Annotated in this window: 15 protein-coding genes; 3 read left to right on the top strand and 12 right to left on the bottom strand. The window is 60.1% G+C overall.

Translation table 11 applies throughout. From position 1 onward, the window contains the following. Nucleotides 1-30: 30 nt before the first annotated feature. From OOF89_RS01185 to OOF89_RS01200, 4 genes are all read right to left on the bottom strand, one after another. Complete coding sequence (locus tag OOF89_RS01185) at nucleotides 31-1,350, bottom strand: sodium-dependent transporter (protein WP_266077790.1); 1,320 nt, start codon at nucleotides 1,348-1,350, stop codon at nucleotides 31-33. 282 nt (nucleotides 1,351-1,632) lie between these two features. Continuing rightward, nucleotides 1,633-2,937, bottom strand: a complete 1,305-nt coding sequence (locus tag OOF89_RS01190) for a sodium-dependent transporter (RefSeq protein WP_266077791.1) — start codon at nucleotides 2,935-2,937, stop codon at nucleotides 1,633-1,635. 213 nt (nucleotides 2,938-3,150) lie between these two features. Continuing rightward, nucleotides 3,151-3,855, bottom strand: a complete 705-nt coding sequence (locus tag OOF89_RS01195) for an SDR family oxidoreductase (RefSeq protein WP_266077792.1) — start codon at nucleotides 3,853-3,855, stop codon at nucleotides 3,151-3,153. A gap of 185 nt (nucleotides 3,856-4,040) precedes the next feature. Then, nucleotides 4,041-4,997 (bottom strand): NADPH:quinone reductase, encoded by a 957-nt coding sequence (locus OOF89_RS01200; protein ID WP_266077793.1) that lies wholly within the window; start codon nucleotides 4,995-4,997, stop codon nucleotides 4,041-4,043. An 83-nt stretch (nucleotides 4,998-5,080) separates the two neighbouring features. On the opposite strand from OOF89_RS01200, the gene OOF89_RS01205 reads away from it, so the two are divergent. Further along, nucleotides 5,081-5,230, top strand: coding sequence for a hypothetical protein (locus OOF89_RS01205; RefSeq protein WP_266077794.1), 150 nt, complete (start codon nucleotides 5,081-5,083; stop codon nucleotides 5,228-5,230). Here the strand turns inward: OOF89_RS01205 and OOF89_RS01210 are convergent. The 4 genes from OOF89_RS01210 to OOF89_RS01230 all read right to left on the bottom strand — a co-directional run bounded on the left by OOF89_RS01210 (nucleotide 5,218) and on the right by OOF89_RS01230 (nucleotide 10,037). Further along, nucleotides 5,218-6,027 carry a sugar phosphate isomerase/epimerase family protein gene (locus OOF89_RS01210; protein WP_266077795.1) on the bottom strand — a complete coding sequence of 270 codons (810 nt, stop codon included), beginning with the start codon at nucleotides 6,025-6,027 and terminating at the stop codon, nucleotides 5,218-5,220. The genes OOF89_RS01205 and OOF89_RS01210 overlap by 13 nt on opposite strands. Next, nucleotides 6,024-7,580: an HAD-IIA family hydrolase gene (locus tag OOF89_RS01215; protein ID WP_303657565.1), complete on the bottom strand. Its 1,557-nt coding sequence runs from the start codon at nucleotides 7,578-7,580 to the stop codon at nucleotides 6,024-6,026. The genes OOF89_RS01210 and OOF89_RS01215 overlap by 4 nt, the downstream gene beginning before the upstream one ends. A 112-nt stretch (nucleotides 7,581-7,692) precedes the next feature. Beyond that, the gene (locus OOF89_RS01225) at nucleotides 7,693-8,601 is read right to left on the bottom strand and encodes a glycerophosphodiester phosphodiesterase (RefSeq protein WP_266077796.1); all 909 of its coding nucleotides are present in this window, start codon (nucleotides 8,599-8,601) and stop codon (nucleotides 7,693-7,695) included. 149 nt (nucleotides 8,602-8,750) lie between these two features. After that, complete coding sequence (locus OOF89_RS01230; RefSeq protein ID WP_266077797.1) at nucleotides 8,751-10,037, bottom strand: CDP-glycerol glycerophosphotransferase family protein; 1,287 nt, start codon at nucleotides 10,035-10,037, stop codon at nucleotides 8,751-8,753. A gap of 109 nt (nucleotides 10,038-10,146) precedes the next feature. Here OOF89_RS01230 and sucC point away from each other — a divergent pair, with 109 nt between their 5' ends. After that, the gene (sucC, locus tag OOF89_RS01235; protein WP_266077798.1) at nucleotides 10,147-11,289 is read left to right on the top strand and encodes an ADP-forming succinate--CoA ligase subunit beta; all 1,143 of its coding nucleotides are present in this window, start codon (nucleotides 10,147-10,149) and stop codon (nucleotides 11,287-11,289) included. Further along, nucleotides 11,286-12,155: a succinate--CoA ligase subunit alpha gene (gene sucD / locus OOF89_RS01240; RefSeq protein ID WP_266077799.1), complete on the top strand. Its 870-nt coding sequence runs from the start codon at nucleotides 11,286-11,288 to the stop codon at nucleotides 12,153-12,155. The genes sucC and sucD overlap by 4 nt, the downstream gene beginning before the upstream one ends. 174 nt (nucleotides 12,156-12,329) lie before the next feature. On the opposite strand, the gene OOF89_RS01245 is transcribed toward sucD, so the two are convergent. The 4 genes from OOF89_RS01245 to OOF89_RS01260 are packed head-to-tail and all read right to left on the bottom strand — an operon-like array spanning nucleotide 12,330 to nucleotide 16,304. Continuing rightward, nucleotides 12,330-13,037 (bottom strand): ABC transporter ATP-binding protein, encoded by a 708-nt coding sequence (locus OOF89_RS01245; protein ID WP_266077800.1) that lies wholly within the window; start codon nucleotides 13,035-13,037, stop codon nucleotides 12,330-12,332. After that, entirely contained in the window at nucleotides 13,037-13,870 is an 834-nt protein-coding gene (locus tag OOF89_RS01250) for an ABC transporter ATP-binding protein (protein WP_266077801.1), read from the bottom strand. The genes OOF89_RS01245 and OOF89_RS01250 overlap by 1 nt, the downstream gene beginning before the upstream one ends. After that, a complete protein-coding gene (locus OOF89_RS01255; RefSeq protein ID WP_266077802.1) occupies nucleotides 13,867-15,192 on the bottom strand; it encodes a branched-chain amino acid ABC transporter permease in 1,326 nt (441 codons plus the stop codon). The genes OOF89_RS01250 and OOF89_RS01255 overlap by 4 nt, the downstream gene beginning before the upstream one ends. After that, nucleotides 15,189-16,304 (bottom strand): branched-chain amino acid ABC transporter permease, encoded by a 1,116-nt coding sequence (locus tag OOF89_RS01260; RefSeq protein ID WP_266077803.1) that lies wholly within the window; start codon nucleotides 16,302-16,304, stop codon nucleotides 15,189-15,191. Before OOF89_RS01260 ends, OOF89_RS01255 begins: the two co-directional genes overlap by 4 nt. Nucleotides 16,305-16,401 lie beyond the last annotated feature (97 nt).

Consider the following 16,401-nt stretch of genomic DNA (forward strand, 5'->3'; position numbering starts at 1 on the left):
AACGGGATGGGTCGCCTCGGGTTCTATCTACTATAGCGCGTAGAGGTTCACCGCGAGGGTCACCAGCAAAAAGAGGGGCAGTATCGTCCGAACGCTCCATAGCCACGGCGTTCCGAGTGCGCGGGCGACTCCACCCGCGCCGGAGTCGAACTCCGCCAGTGCGTCCGCGCCGAGCACCCACCCAGTGAAGATGAGGAATCCGGCGAGACCCGCGGTCAGCATCAAGTCGACGAGCGTCCCCGCGACGAACCCGAAAATGCCGGGGTTGAACGCACAGACAGCGCCCGTGACGAGGACGAGTCCGGTCAGCCCCACCGTCGCGTTCCGCCGCGAAACATCGTGTTCGTCCACGAGGTACGCGACAGGGATTTCCAACATGCTGATGGAACTCGACAGCGCGGCGAACAGGATAGCGCCGAAGAAGCCGACAGCAACGATTTCTCCGTAGGGTACCTGCTGAAACGCTCCTGCGACACTGACGAACAGTGCACCCGGACCGCCACCGGATGCAGTGTCGCTGAGACCTCCCTGAAACGCGAACAGGAGGGGAAACACGACGAGACCGGCCAGGACACCGACGCCGGTGTTGAGCACAGAAATGGTGCTCCCGTCGAACGCGAGGCTGTTGTCCTCGCCGAGATACGAGGCGTATGTTATCATCGTACCAACGCCGAGCGAAAGGGTGAACAGTGCTTGTCCGGCGGCGGCCCGGAGCATGTCGATAGGGTTCCGCTTGATCGGCGTCGGATCGAAGTCGAGATAGAACGACAGGCCCGCACCAGCACCGGGTTGGGTGACTGCCCACCCTGCCAGCACCGCAAGCAGGACGACGATGAGCGGCATCATCACTTTCGTCGCTTTCTCGATACCGCCGCGAACGCCGCCGAGGACGACGAGAGCGGTTAGCGCGAGAAACGCGATTTGGAACGCCGCGGCCTCCCGACCGAAGCTGATCGCGTCGAAGTACGCGCCGGGTTCGGCGAAGTACGACCCGGTGAAGCTCGCGACGAAGTAGCGAACGATCCATCCGCCAACGACGCTGTAAAACGATAACAGAACGAGCCCGGTTACGACCCCGAACAGGCCGACGTATCCCCACGACTTCGTTCCCGGCGCGAGGCGGGCAAGCGCGCCCGCAGGATTTCGTTTTGCGCGTCGTCCGATGACGAACTCCGCGAGCAGGCCGGGGACACCGACCAACAAGACGATACACAGATAGACGACGAGAAAGGCGCTCCCACCGTATTCGGCGGTCATCCACGGGAAACGCCATACGTTCCCGAGTCCGACCGCGCTTCCGACGGCGGCGAGGATGAACCCCACTCGACTCGTCCACGATTCACGTGCCATTGCTATGCACTCGCCCGCCGACGGGTTATGAGAGTTTCGAGATTAGAAACGATCAAACTGTTGCAAACAAGCTCGATGAGGGGTAAAACACGGATTTTTGAGACCGGTTTAGTGCGAAATAGGCTTGGGAGGTTACGATCCTTCAGAAGAAAGCCCCGCTATTTAAGTACGGGGCGATAACCCGACAGTTCCGTCCCGATCGATGGTTAGCAAACGCGGGGCCTTGTGTGAAGGGGAGGGTGACAAAAAACGACGATCGCGTGCGGTCGATTCGCTGAACGCCTACAGGAACGTCTGGATACTCAGCCAGAGCGTTCCGAGGACGGCGACGAAAACGACGGTTCTGATGTGCCAGAGCCATACCGGGCCGATGTTGCTGGCATTGCCGAGTCCGCGACGGAGTTCTCGGACGGAACCGCCACCGTAAATCCACCCGACGAAGAGGATAGTGAGGACGACGCCGAGCGGAAGCAGGATGTTCGACGCGATGTTGTCGAAGAAGGTGAACGTCTCGAGGCTGAGTGCCGAAGGGACGCCCAGCGCGAACACCAAGGTTCCGATTCCGACCGTGAGAATCGGACGGCTCACGTCGAAGTTGTCAACGAAGTACGACACGACGACTTCGAGGAGGCTGATGGCCGACGAGAGTGCCGCGATGAGAAGCACGACGAAGAACACGAAGCCGATGATTCCGCCCGCTGGCAGCGTACCGAACGCCTCCGCGAGGGTGACGAACACCGCACCTGCACCGGCATCACCGGGTTCGATGCTCTGTGCGAACAGAAGCGGGAACACGACGAATCCGGCGAGAACGCCGACGAAGGTGTTTAGCGCGGCGATACTGATGCCGTCGCTGATGAGGTTGTCGTCGCCATCCAAGTAGGACGCGTAGGTCACCATCGCACCCATACCGAGCGAGAGCGAGAACAGCGCCTGCCCCACCGCGTCCGGGATGATCGTCTGATAGTTGTTCACGATAACGCTGAAGTCGGGATTGAGGAAGTACTGGTAGCCTGCACCGGCCCCCTCGAGGGTGAACGCCCACGCAGCCATCCCCATCATCAGGATGGCGATCGCGGGAACCATGATTTTGGTGCCGACTTCGATACCTTTCTCGACACCTGCGGCGACGATACCGACGACGAAGAGCATGAAGATGGCATGGAACAGGATCGTCCCGTTTCCTGATGCGATCTGACCGAAATACGTGCCGGGGTCACCGAAGTACGCACCGGTCAGGCTTCCGATGACGTACTGGATAACCCAGCCACCGACGACGCTGTAGTACGAGAGCAGCCAAAATCCGGTGAACAGGCCGAGTATTCCGATGAGGGCCGCACCGGGACCACCAAGGTTTCGGAACGCATCGACGACGTTCTTCTTCGTTTCACGACCCACGACGAACTCCGCGAGGATCGCGGGCAGTCCGATGAGGACCGCGGCGATCAGGTACACGACGAGGAACGCCGCACCGCCGTTTTCAGCCGCCATGTACGGGAATCGCCAGATGTTTCCGAGGCCGACTGCGCTACCGACAGCGGCCAGGATGAAACCCAACCGGGATGTCCACGTTTCTCTTTGTGACATGCTTGTACGTGGCATTCTAAATTCTTAGTTATAAGCTGACCGGTGTGTATTAACCGCATGAACGTCCCAATATAGATTGTCTAAAAGACGATGTAAAAAATATCATTAGGCAATCTCTGCCGGAAATCCGAATTCGTGTCATCCGATAGCGAACCCCGATGTGGCGATTATTTTGCCGTTATCTCATAGTACACTATCACGTTCCGGACAAAATCATGCCTCACCATACACCGGAACCGCCGCCCCACTGGTCACGCTCGTCGCATCGCTACAGAGGACGCAGATGACCTCGGCGATGTCCGCAGGGGCGACCCACTTTTCGTGGTCGGCATCGGGCATCATCTCCCGGTTCGCGGGCGTGTCGATGACGCTCGGCATGACGGCATTGGCACGGACGACACCCGTGTTTTCCTCGGCTATCGACTCGATGAGCAATCGAACGCCTGCCTTCGACGCACGGTAGAGTGCGTCCCCTTCGCCCCCTTCGAGTGACGAGCGCGCGCTGACGCCGACGATTGCCCCGTCGCGGTCCTGGAGGTGTGGCAGGGCGTGTTTGGACGCGAGAAACGCCGTTTTCAGGTTCACGTCGAACAGCAAATCGAACGTGTCGGCGTCGGTTTCCTCGACCGGCGACCCGCCCTTCCACGTTCCCGCGATGGTGGCGAGATGATCGATGCCACCGTGGTCGTCCACGATTTCGGCGATTACCGATTCGACTTCGGATTCGTCCGTGAAATCGCCCTGATAGAAGTGGACTCGGCCGTCGTCCGGGAACGTGTCGTCGTCCGGTTCGACCACGTCTGTCGCGCAGACCGTCGCGCCTGCGTCTGCGAAGGCCGTACAGACTGCACGTCCGAGCGCACCGCTCGCCCCCGTGACGAGGGCAACGTCGTCGGTGAAATCGAATTCGACGTTCATGACTAGTGTGATGGCTTCGAACACCTTAAAATCGGATGAGGATACGAAGTCCACGTTCGATTTTTCCGCAGGTAACGACCGGGACAATGTATAATGTCGATAGCGACTGGGAACCGTATTCCGGTATCCGAAACATCCCCGTTCGACCGCCTCCGCTCAGGAACCTCAAACCACAAAATCGGCCCCTACGGCTCCACGACCAGCTTTCCGAGGAAGCTCTCGTCCACGACGTCCCGCTGTGCGTCGGCGACCTCCTCGAGCGAGTACACCCCGGCAATTTCGGGGGCGATTTCCCCGTCAGCGACCAACCGTGCCAGACGATCCAACACCGTCGAAATATCCGGGGTGTTGAACATGCTCATCAGCGTGATGGACAGTTCCTTGGAGCGCGCCCCGGAGATGTCGTCGAACCCTGCCGCAGAACCTTCGTTCCCGATGCCGATCACGCGAGCGCCGAGTTTCGCCACGTCGGCGTCGATCTGAAGATAGTCGTCCAACCGATGATCGAGGATGACATCCGGTTCGCCCTCTTCGCGGACTGCGTCCACGAGGTCGTCGCGGGCGTAGTCGAGGACGGTTCGTGCCCCGAGAGCATCGAGGCGGTCGTGATAGCTCTCGCTCGCGGTGGTCGTTACCCGTGCGCCAGTCGCGCTGGCCAACTGCACCGCGACGTGGCCGACGCCCCCGCTCCCGCCGTGGACGAGACATGTTTCGCCCGGTTCGAGTCCGGCATGGTCGATGAGGGCGCGCCAGGCCGTCACGCCGACGAGAGCGACCGCCGCGCCCTCATCGAATGCGACACCGTCGGGCAGACGAGCCACTTTATCGAGGGGCGCCGTAAGGTACTCCGCGCAGGTACCCTGTCGGTCGTTCCCGAGGCCGGTACCGAACACACGGTCGCCGCGCTCGAACGCCTCGACATCCGCGCCGACGGCTTCGACCACTCCCGCGAAGTCCGACCCAGGTATCCACGGGAGGTCGCCGGGTGGGTACGAACCTTCGCGGAAATAGGTGTCCACGGGGTTTATTCCGGCGGCGCGAACCGCCACCAGCAGTTCGTCGTCGTCCGGTTCCGGTCGGTCGATGTCGTCAACTCGAAGTACCTCCGGTCCGCCGTGTTCGTGGTATCGAACGGCACGCATGGCTGAATTCACGGGAAGCGGGAAAATAAGTCCGTGGGGATCGAAATCGGTGTATGCCAACCTGCCCCGATTGCGACGTGTCGATGGACGCAGTGGATCACCAGACGTTCGGCGAGGAACGGATCCAAATCAAGCCGTCGGGCGGCGTGCTGAGCAGCCTCGGTCTCAAAGTGGAGTATCTGAACGCGTATCTCTGTCCCGACTGCCGACTGGTTCGTTTTTATGCCGATTGAGCTTTGTCCTCGCCGAGATAGCCGTCCAATTTGCGCTTGCTGAGTTCGAGATAGTCGAAATCGAAGGAGTACACCTCAACGGAGACGGTTCCGGACCAGCCGTCCCGAACCGGTTCGAGCGCGATATCGAAATCGAGCGTTCCGGACCCCGTCGGGACGTGTTCGTCCGTCGGGCCGCGAGCGTCGTTGACGTGGATATGTGAGATTCGGTTCCGGTGGTCGTCCAGAAACGCTGCGATGTCCTCGGCATCCATCCCGTCCACACGTGCGTGACCCGTATCGAACGTCATTGCGGCGTTCGTCTCCGAGAAAATCCGGTCGAAATCGCGTACCGTAAACAGGATTCCGGGGAGGTTCTCGACGCAGATTTCCACGCCGTGCTCGTCACCGAACGAATCGAGTTCACGTATCGCCGACAACAGGTGTGGTTCTACATCCTCGACGGTCCACTCGGGTGGAGTGGCGTGGGAACTCGCGTGGAGAACCGCCTTTTCGGCACCCATTACTTCGGCGGTTTCGATACACGCCTTCTGTTCCTCGCGAGACGCTTCACGGATGCCCGCTCGGGGAGAACCGATTTCGATGTCCACGAACGGTAAATGAACCAGCAGGTCGATTCCTTCCGCGTCCGCCAGCGATCGAACCGCTCCGGGGTCGAGTTTCGTTCGCTCGGTCGCACCGTCCATGTACAGTTCCGCAAAATCGAAACCGAGGTTCGACCCCTGCTCGATGGCCTCCTTCCACGACACTTCCCCGGTATGGGTTTGGGTTACGAACCCCGTCCGTACCTCGCTCACGACGTTCCCTCGTCGATTATTCGTTGCGCGCTCGCATCGGACGATGCGGAGATGAACTGGTCGAGTACCGCGATGCTCGGTGCGACGAGCGTCGGGGTGATATCGCTTCGCTCGATGGCGGAACGAGTCGCATCGCCCGTCAACACGCAGATCGACTCACAGCCGACGTTTTCGGCCAACTGCACGTCGGTTTCCAATCGGTCGCCGACGACGAGCACGTCCTCGGGAGCGTAACCGTTGTCGTCGAGGACGTGTTGAATCATTTCGGCGTTCGGCTTCCCGAAGACTCGGTCCGGTTTCCTGTCCGTCGCCCGCTCGATGAGTGCGCCGATGGAGCCACAATCGGGAACCATTCCATCGGCCGTCGGGCAAACCGCATCCGGATGTGCGAGCAGGAAGGTCGCCCCATTCCGAATGGCAAGGGTCGCTTTGCGTGCCTTCTCGTAGGTGAGTTCGGTGTCGAAGCCGACGACCACGTGGTCAGGGTCGTCGGCGGTAACGTCGATACCGTGGTTCGCGAGTGCGTCCCGCATCGCCGACGTTCCGAGCACGTAGACGTCGTCGCCCGCGTAAAGATACGTGATGACGCCATCGGTCGAAAGGAGCACGCTTTCGGCGTCGGCCCCGACCGACAGTTCGTTCAGTTTCGCCACGTAATCGTCCTTCCACCGCGAGGAGTTGTTCGTGAGGAAGTAGACATCGACGCCGGACTCCCGCAGTGTTTCGATGCGTGCTTTCGCGTCGTCCACAAGGTCGTCGTCCAGATAGACGGTTCCATCGAGGTCGAAGAAAATCGCCTCCTTCGAATCGAGCGACGAGAGCGAACTGAACAGCACGTCCGCGGCCTGTAAATCGTCGAAGTCGTCTATTTCGACCCAGCTATAGTCGCTTATATCGACCACTGTCAGGTCGTGGTCCCTGTTTCGAACGATTCTGTCGATGGCCACCTCGGTCCACTCACAGTAGTCGTTCTCCCGGTCAATGGTTTTCGTAATCTCGTCGAACAGCATCGTCGAAAAGTCCGCTGAGAACCGGTACACGTCCGCTGACGACCCGTGGGCGGCCTCCTCCGGAATCGCCTTATCGATATGCGTGATTCGGTCAGTATCGTCCACCGAGACCTTCATCGCCTCCTCGCTGAACGCTCCCGTATCGCAAGCTACCGCGCTGTCCGCGTCGGACTCCACCAGCGTCTTGAGCAACCCCGGATCGAAGACGACATCACCGTTGCTGAGAATGAACTCCTCGCCAGCGACGTCCTCACTCGCGAGCGACAACGAATACATGTTGTCGGTATTCGCGTACACCTCGCTGGTTCTGACGGTTGTTTCGAGGTTCGGTCGCTGACTCTCGACCCGTTCGCAGACCGTTTCGACATGGTCCGCGAGATAGCCCGCGATGACCGTGACGTTCGTTACACCCACATCGTCGTATGCTCGTAGCTGTCGCGCGAGAATCGGTTCTCCATCCACTGTCACACAACATTTCGGCTTGTGAAGCGTGAGCGGTCGAAGGCGAGACCCAATCCCTGCTGACAGAATTACCCCCCTCATGAAATTCACCGACCCAATACCGCGACGTAGTTTGGTATAGTCTTGCTGGCTAGCGGTCAGTCGGTCTATAGTTCCCTCGATACGTGCCGATCGGTCGGTTCCCGTCAGCGGGTTACCGACCGTGAAACTGGAGGACGTTGGGATAATCCGTGATGATACCATCGACGCGCGCCTGACCGAGTTGGGTGGCTTGATACCAACTTTCGACGGTCCAGACGTTCACGTCGTATCCTTCCTCGTGTGCGATATCGACGATGTCGATGTCATCGTATGGCCCAAGCGAGCCGTACTCGTCGTTGAACAGTTCGGTTCCGGCGACCATGTTCCACGGGGGATGAATCGCGTCGCACTCGTATCGACGGGCGATTTCGAAGCCATCGACGATGGATTCGGCGAACACTGCCGCGATGGGTATTGTCGCGTCGAGTTCTCGAACCGCCGCGAGCGCCCCCTCCGCGAACGACGAGATCAATATGTCGTGGTCGTACGCCGCGAGTGTCGAGAGAACCCGGTCCGTGAACGGGAGCCATAACTCCTTCTGCTGTTCCCTCGCCTCGGGTGGAAGGTTTTCACGGGGGCGAACGTCGAGCGTTCCGGGGTTTTTGAACTCGATGTTTACACCGACGTCCGTCGGAATCGCATCGAGGAGGGTTTCTAACGTCGGGATCGTTTCGTCGGTACCGAGAACCGATACGTCATTCAGCGTGTCGTAGGGGAGGTTCCAGACGCGTTGGCTCGCGATCGACTCCGGAGCGTCCGTCAGTCGGTCGAGTCGGGTGTCGTGAAAAACGATTATCTCCCCATCCGCGGTCGGATGCACGTCGATCTCGATCATTTCGGGTCCACCATCCGGTGCAGCCGTCGCCTGCCGGACTGCTCCGATGGTGTTCTCGGGATACACTCCGGCGAAACCGCGATGGGCGATGACCGAGAGATCCACATCCGTGGCCTGGTCGAGGTCGGTAGCGTGCTGTTCGACGTTCGGAGACTGTCGTTCCGTCGTTCCGCTCGTGCGTGCCATAGGATAATTCGGGCAGTTCCGCACATTCGGGACCGGTATGACGGTGCTGCCACCCTTGAGTCCGAATACGCCCAGTCGAACTTGAAGGTTTCTTTTTTAATATATGGCCTATCTTTGAACTCCACTGTGACAACGATTTTCACAGTATCCTATATAGTTCGAACAGTGTCGTCGGGTCGGTTGGCATTCCCTTGGATCAATTCCCGTCGAATCGCGTCGTATACGGCCGCTGACTGTCGGCCAGTGTGGCTCACGTCGGTCAGTAACTCGTTCACGATGTTCCGTCGTTCCGTCCCGAACGGATCGTTTTCGAGCGTCCTAGATAAGGCATCGAGCAGTTCGTCGAAGTCGGTAACGACCGGTCCCGCTGTGATCGTATCGTAGTCGAAGTAGAACCCCCGCGTTTCCTCGTACTGCGTGCGGTCGTATGGATAGAAGACGGCCGGTCGGTCGAGGACGAGATAATCGAAGTAAATCGACGAGTAGTCCGTAACCAGCACGTCGGCGTGCCGGAGCAGGGGATAAACGTCACATCGTTCCGGGAGTCGAACGATCCGTGAGAGGTTCGGCGGCGGTTCGAACTGTTCCCGGGGATGCGTCTTGATGACGAGAAAAGCGTCCTTCTCCGCCAGAAATTCGTCGAGTGCTCGAAAGTCGAGGTGGTCCGCGGAACTTCCATCCGTCCCGTCCCGAAACGTCGGTAAGTAGAAAAGGACGGGGTGGTCCCGGGAAAGACGCTCCACCCGTTTTCGAGCCGTTTCGTCCGTCCCGATGTGGCTCCCTCGAGGGGGACGAAAGAGCGCATCGAGGCGCGGATACCCCACAATCGTCGTTCGTTCGGCGTCGAGATGCAATCCGGATTCGAATATTTCGATCAGGTTCTGACCGGGGACGACCAGCCTGTCGAACTCGTCGGCCATATACTCGAGTACCGCTTTCACCGGTGCCGATTCGTCCGAAAATTCGGCATCCCACGAGATCGTTTTCAGCGGGATCCCGTGCCACAGCAGAACCGTTTTCGCACCTGCACAACACGCCATGGTGACGTCTCGATGCCCCTGCGTCAGGCAGATGACGCCCGCCCGGAGGTTCACTACTAGTCCCCGAATCGAATAACAGTGGTACGCTTCGTAGCCGGACGCCCGCAACTCCCGCACGACGCGCCGGTTTTTCGAGAGCCAAACGGGACGAACGCCGGTTCGCTCGTTTGCGACGTGCAAATAGAGATATTTCGCGTTGTCCACGAACGCCTCGCTGTCACGCGCGCCGAACACCCAAAGGGAGTCGTCACGCGTCCACACTCCGGACAGCCGTTTCAACAGGGCGTACAGCATCCACTGAACGAGGAGGATGGGGGACCATCGTTCGGCGATCTCGGAGAGTGGTCGATGGAGTGACTGTTTCACTGTGGCGAGAATCGATTGGCCGACTTTCACGATGCAACTGAACGTCCTCCCATGGCAAAAATTACCTGCCCGCAAGGGGGTTCCTCGCCGGGAGTGAACCGGCGGGATTTAAGCGGCGCCACGACCCCCTTTCGAGTGCATGAGGCTACACGAGTACCAGGCGAAGGAGGTATTCTCCGACGCGGGGATTCCGACGCCCGATTCGGCGCTCGCGGAGAGCGTTGACGAGGTCGTCGAAGCGGCGGAGGATATCGGCTACCCTGTCGCGGTGAAGGCGCAAGTACACGTCGGCGGCCGCGGAAAGGCCGGCGGCATCAAGCTCGCGGAGAACCGCGACGAGGCCGAAGAGGCCGCCGAATCCATCATCGGGATGGATTTGAAGGGATACACGGTCGAGCAGGTGTTGGTCGAAGGAGCCGTCGACTTCGTCAACGAACTGTACGTCGGCGTGACGATGGACCGCGGCGAGGGCAAACCCGTCGCCATGGTTTCCACCAAAGGTGGCGTCGATATCGAGGCTGTCGCCGAGGAAGACCCCGACGCGATCGCACGGGAACACATCGATCCGGCATTCGGGATGCACCCGTATCAGGCCCGAAAAGCCGTGTACGACGCAGGTGTCGATAGCGACATCGCCATGGACGTCGCGAGCGTCCTCACGACGCTGTACGACCTGTGGGACGACAAGGACGCGAGCGACGCGGAAATCAACCCGCTGATGGTCACGAGCGACGACGAAATCGTCGCCGCGGACGCAGTGCTGAACATCGACGGTGACGCGCTGTTCCGCCACCCCGACCTCGCCGAGATGGAAGAGGACTCCTACGAGGATGACCTCGAACGCAAGGCTGGCGAGTACGGCTTCGACTACGTCCGACTCGACGGGAACGTCGGCATCATCGGCAACGGTGCCGGCCTCGTCATGACGACGCTCGACCTCGTGGACTACTACGGCGGCGAACCCGCCAACTTCCTCGACATCGGCGGCGGCGCAAAAGCCGAACGCGTGACGAACGCGCTCGATATGGTGTTCTCGGACGAGAACGTCGATTCGGTCGTCTTCAACATCTTCGGCGGCATCACCCGTGGTGACGAAGTCGCCAAGGGGATCAACGAAGCGCTCGAATCGCTCGACGAGATTCCGAAACCGGTCGTCGTCCGACTCGCCGGTACGAACGCCGAGGAAGGAATGGAGATCCTGAACACCGACCTCGTTCAGGTCGAAGCAACGCTCGAAGACGCGGTTCAGCGTGCCGTCGAAAACGCGGAGGAAGAACAATGAGCATTCTCGTCGATGACGACACCCGAGTAGTCGTCCAAGGTATCACTGGCGGTGAGGGACGGTTCCACACCGAACAGATGATGGAGTACGGTACGAACGTCGTCGCCGGTGCTGTTCCCGGCAAGGGCGGGCAAGAAGTCGAGGACGTCCCCGTCTACGACACCGTCCACGAAGCCGTCGCGGAGGAAGACGCCGACGCATCGGTCATCTTCGTCCCGCCCGCCTTCGCGGGAGACGCCATTTTCGAGGCACTCGACACCGACCTCGACCTCGCGGTCGCCATCACCGAAGGCGTCCCGACGCAGGACATGTCGAAGGTGTACAAGCGCCTCTCGGAGACCGACACGCGACTGCTCGGCCCGAACTGCCCCGGCATCATCACGCCCGGCGAGGCCAAACTCGGCATCCTCCCCGGCAACATCTTCGAGGCCGGAAACGTCGGTCTCGTCTCACGATCGGGGACGCTAACCTACCAAGTGGTCGATAACCTCACCCAGCGCGGTATCGGTCAGACCACCGCCATCGGTATCGGTGGCGATCCCATCATCGGGACGGACTTCATCGACGCGCTCTCCCTCTTCGAGGACGACCCCGACACCGACGCAGTCGTCATGTGCGGCGAAATCGGCGGCGAGGACGAAGAGGAAGCGGCGGCGTTCATCGCGGAGAACATGGACACCCCCGTCGCTGGCTTCATCGCGGGTCGAACCGCCCCACCAGGAAAACGCATGGGCCACGCCGGTGCGATCGTTTCCGGTAGCGGCACGGGTACCGCGGAAAGCAAAATCAACGCGCTGAACGATGCTGGCGTCCCGGTTGGCGATACGCCGGAGGAAGTCGCGGACAACATCGAAGACTTCCTGTAAGTCGTCCAGTTTTGCGGCTTTGATTTTTTCTCTGTAACGGAGACGGCATTTCTCTCGCCTCGCCGAGGTTCGCTGCGAATTCACTCCGACCGTCGTTTGTGGAGTAATTCGTCGGAAAAATGGCGGGTCGGAACGAGTCGGACGTGACCACGACGCGCTTCGTCGCGCGTCCCGCTATCCGCCGAGGAACTCCTGTCTGACTTCCTCGTCGGCCAGCAGAGCGTCGCCGGAGTCCACGAACCGATTCCCACCGTCCACGAGGACGTAGCCGCGGTTACAGCGCCGGAGCGCTTCTTTTGCGTTCTGTTCGACCATCAGGATGGCCGTCCCGCTGTCGTTGATTTCGTCCACCTTGTCGAACATCTCGGCGACGAGGTCGGGGGCGAGGCCCGCGCTGGGTTCGTCCAGCATCAGCAGGTCGGGGTCGAGCATCAGCGCTCGCCCCATGGCGAGCATCTGCTGTTGGCCACCCGACATCGTTCCCGCCTTCTGGTCCCGACGCTCGTATAATATCGGGAAGCGGTCGAACACTTCGGCGAGCGCGTCCTCCGGCACCTCGTCCAGAATGTACGCGCCCATTTCCAAGTTCTCCTGCACGGAGAGCGACCCGAACACGTTGTCGTTTTGGGGCACATAGCCGAGTCCAAGGTGGATGATGTCTTCGGGACTCATCCGCTGAATCTCGGTTCCGTCGAACGTGATCGACCCACCCATGTAGGTCGTCAATCCGAAGACGGATTTCATCACGGTCGATTTCCCCGCACCGTTCGGGCCGACGATCGTAACGTATTCCCCATCGTCGACGTGCATATCGACGTCGGACAGGATTTGAAGGTCCTCGCCGTATCCCGCATCGAGGCTGTCGATTTTGAGGAGTGCCATCAGATCTCCTCCCCGAGATAGGCGTCGATGACTTGGTCGTTCGCACGAATCGCGGCCGGTTCGCCCTCGGCGAGCACTTTTCCTTGGTGCATGACGATGACGTGTTCGCAGTTGTTCATGATGACGTCCATATCGTGTTCCACGAGTAGGAAGGTGTAGCCACGCTCACGAAGTTGGTGAACGTGTTTGAGCAGTTTCTTTTCGAGCGACGGGTTGACGCCAGCCAGCGGTTCGTCCAGCAGAACCATCTGCGGGTCGGTCATGAGCGCCCGCGCCATCTCCAGCAGCTTTCGCTGGCCGCCCGAGAGATTACCCGCATATTCCTCCGCGAGATGGTCGATTTCGAAGAAATCGAGCATCTCCCACGCGCGTTCGAGGACGTCTTCTTCCTGTTTCCGTACCTCGCTTCGCAGTCCCGGCGTCACCGACCGCCAGAGTTTCTCGCCTTCCTGTCCCTTCGGGGCGAGCATCATGTTTTCGAGCACCGTCATCTCAGCGAGTTCGCGGGCGATCTGGAACGTTCGAACCAGTCCGCGGTTCGCGATTTCGTACGGACGAAGGCCAGTGATGTCCTTGTCGTCGAAGTACACCGCCCCGCTATCGGGTTGATGCACGCCGGTAATGAGATTGAAGGTCGTGGACTTTCCGGCCCCGTTCGGACCAATGAGTCCCGTAAACGACCCCTGTTCGACGGAGAAGGTCGCACCATCGACCGCGGTGATCCCCCCGAACGTTTTGTGGAGGTTCTCCACGCGAAGCGGTGTTTCGCTCAATTCCACCGCCTCACGACCGAGGCTGAGTGTTTCAGTCCGTTCGGACTCGCTCGCAGTCATTCGCGGTCACCTCCGTTCACGCCGCCATCCGTCGCTGGTTTCGGCTCCGGCGTACCACCGCCGCTACGTGGACGCGAGAGAGGGATGCTCGCCGCTTCTTCCTTTCTGTGACCGAGCACACCTTCGGGTCGGTGATGCATTATCCAGATGAGTACCGCACCCATGATGACTAGCTGTAAGGCGTTGATGTTGTTGATGGCGTAGGCAACGAACGGCGTAATGTTGCCCGCGAATATCGGTCCGATCGCATCGGCGAACGTGTTCGGTGCTGCGGAAACGTTGTACACCTGTCGGATGATGTTTTTCAGGTACAAGGGTCCCTGAAAGAGCAGCCCCGCGAACACTGCCGCGCCGAGAACACTTCCGGTGTTGGACCCCGCGCCGCCGATGATGAGCGCCAACCAGACGAAGAACGTCACCTGCGGCTTGAACGCCGTCGGCGTGATGGCACCCTGTCGAAGTTGCCAGAGGATGCCTGCCAGCCCCATCAGTGCACAACCGAGCATGAACGACTTGATTTTGAACTGGTCGGTGTCCTTACCGAGCGCGTTCGCAACCTCCTCGTCCTCGCGGATGGCTTTGAGCACCCGGCCGAACGGTGATTCGCCGGTTCGCTTGAGAAGCCAGTAGAAGGCCGCCACGAAGCCCATCAGGATGAGCGCGTAGGTGAGCGAATCGAGCACCGGACCGACACTCCCGTCCACCAGCGGTTCCAGCGCATTCTCTATCGCGCCATACGGCCCGCTGTCGAACAGCGGTTGTAGTGGGTCATCGTAGTTCAACAGCAAACCGCGACCGCCGCCAGTCCCGAGGTTTTTGCCGAACAGCGTGACGTTCTGAAACTGACTCGACATTACGATGAACCGGACGATTTCCGACATCGCAATGGTCACGATCGCGAGATAATCGGCACGTAACCGAAGTGCCGGAAGTGCAACCAACAAACCGAGTAGTGCCGCCGCCAGCATTCCGGCGAGAATACCGACCCAGAGGGGGAGTCCGAGACCGGAGACGGTCGCGGCCCCCGCGGTCGCACTCGCGGGTGGTTTCGAAACGATCGCCATCGTGTACAAGCCGACGGCCATGAACCCCGCGATACCGATGTTGAACAGGCCGGTGTATCCCCACTGAAGGTTCAACGCCAGCGCCAGCATCCCGTACACGCCGATGAGGAACGTGAGGCGCGCGAGGGAGTTGATCTGCCCGCGGAACGAGTATCCCAGGGCCGACCCCGCGAGGATGTACAACGCGTAGAGACCGAACAACGCGCCGAGGATGAGCACCGTGTCGTTGATCTCGAGGTCGCGCATTCTGGTGCTCATGCGGTCGTCCTCCCTGCGAACAATCCCTGCGGCTTGAACAGCAGGATGAGGATCATCATCGCGAACGCGGCGGCCCGTCCGAACTCACCCGGAATCCAGATGATTGCCAAATCCCACGTCAGTCCAATGACCAACCCACCGAGAATCGCACCGTAAATCGACCCGATACCGCCGAGGATGACCGCCGCGAAAATCGGGAGGAGGAGAAGCCACCCGAACTGGAAATCGATGGTTCCCGTCCAAAGCACCATCAGGTAGCCCGCGATGCCGGTCAGTCCACCGCCGATAATCCACGTCCAGCGGATGACCCGTTCGGTCGGAATCCCCGTAATCTGTGCGAGATCCTCGTTGTCGGCCATCGCCCGCATCGCTTTGCCGAGTTTCGTCCGCTGGAGGAGAAGATGAACGCCGAGCATCAATCCGACCGTCGAAACGAGCAGGGTGAGGTCGTGTGCCGTCACGGGAACGGTCCCGTCCCAAAGAAGGAGGCTCCACGTCGGAATCTCCTGGGACGCAGTGGTTCCACGATTCGCGGTTGAGAAGACGAACACGATGAGGTATCGGAGCATGAAAGCCACACCGATACTCGTGATGAGAAGCGCGATTCCGCCCGAATCACGCATCGGCTTGTAGACGACGCGGTCGATGAACAGGGCGAGTACGATGGTTCCCAGTCCGGCGAGTACGAGTCCAGCGAGCACTGCGATCGTCGTCGTCGCGATCGTAATGTTGAGGTCGCTCGCGTATACCGTCCCGCCGGCACCGACCAGCAATAATCCTGCGAGTCCGGATTTACCGAACCCGGCCACGAGGTAGGTGACGGACCATCCCGTGAACGCGCCGCTCGTGATGTAGTCGCCATGTGAGAAGTTCGCGAAATTCAGAATGCTGTACGTCATCGATAGCCCGATACCCGCGAGACCGATGATGAGTCCGCGCATGAGACCGCTCCAGACGAGCGACCCGACGTCGGACACACGTAGGTTTCCGAGCAACAGTCGATTGAGGAAATCCACGACCAGAAGCGCCGCGAAGAGGCCGACGACCACGAGCAGTGGTCGCTCGACCACGAGGCGCCGTCCACGTGAATAGGTTTCATTTACGCCGTCCATTGGTAACTCTCCACACGATAATCGGTTCAGGTCAGGCTATTAAACCTTTCCGACAGAGTCTTCGGGTGAATTTCGGTAATGACGGCATACTCCCTAT

Source organism: Haladaptatus caseinilyticus (genome assembly GCF_026248685.1).
GTDB lineage: Archaea > Halobacteriota > Halobacteria > Halobacteriales > Haladaptataceae > Haladaptatus > Haladaptatus caseinilyticus.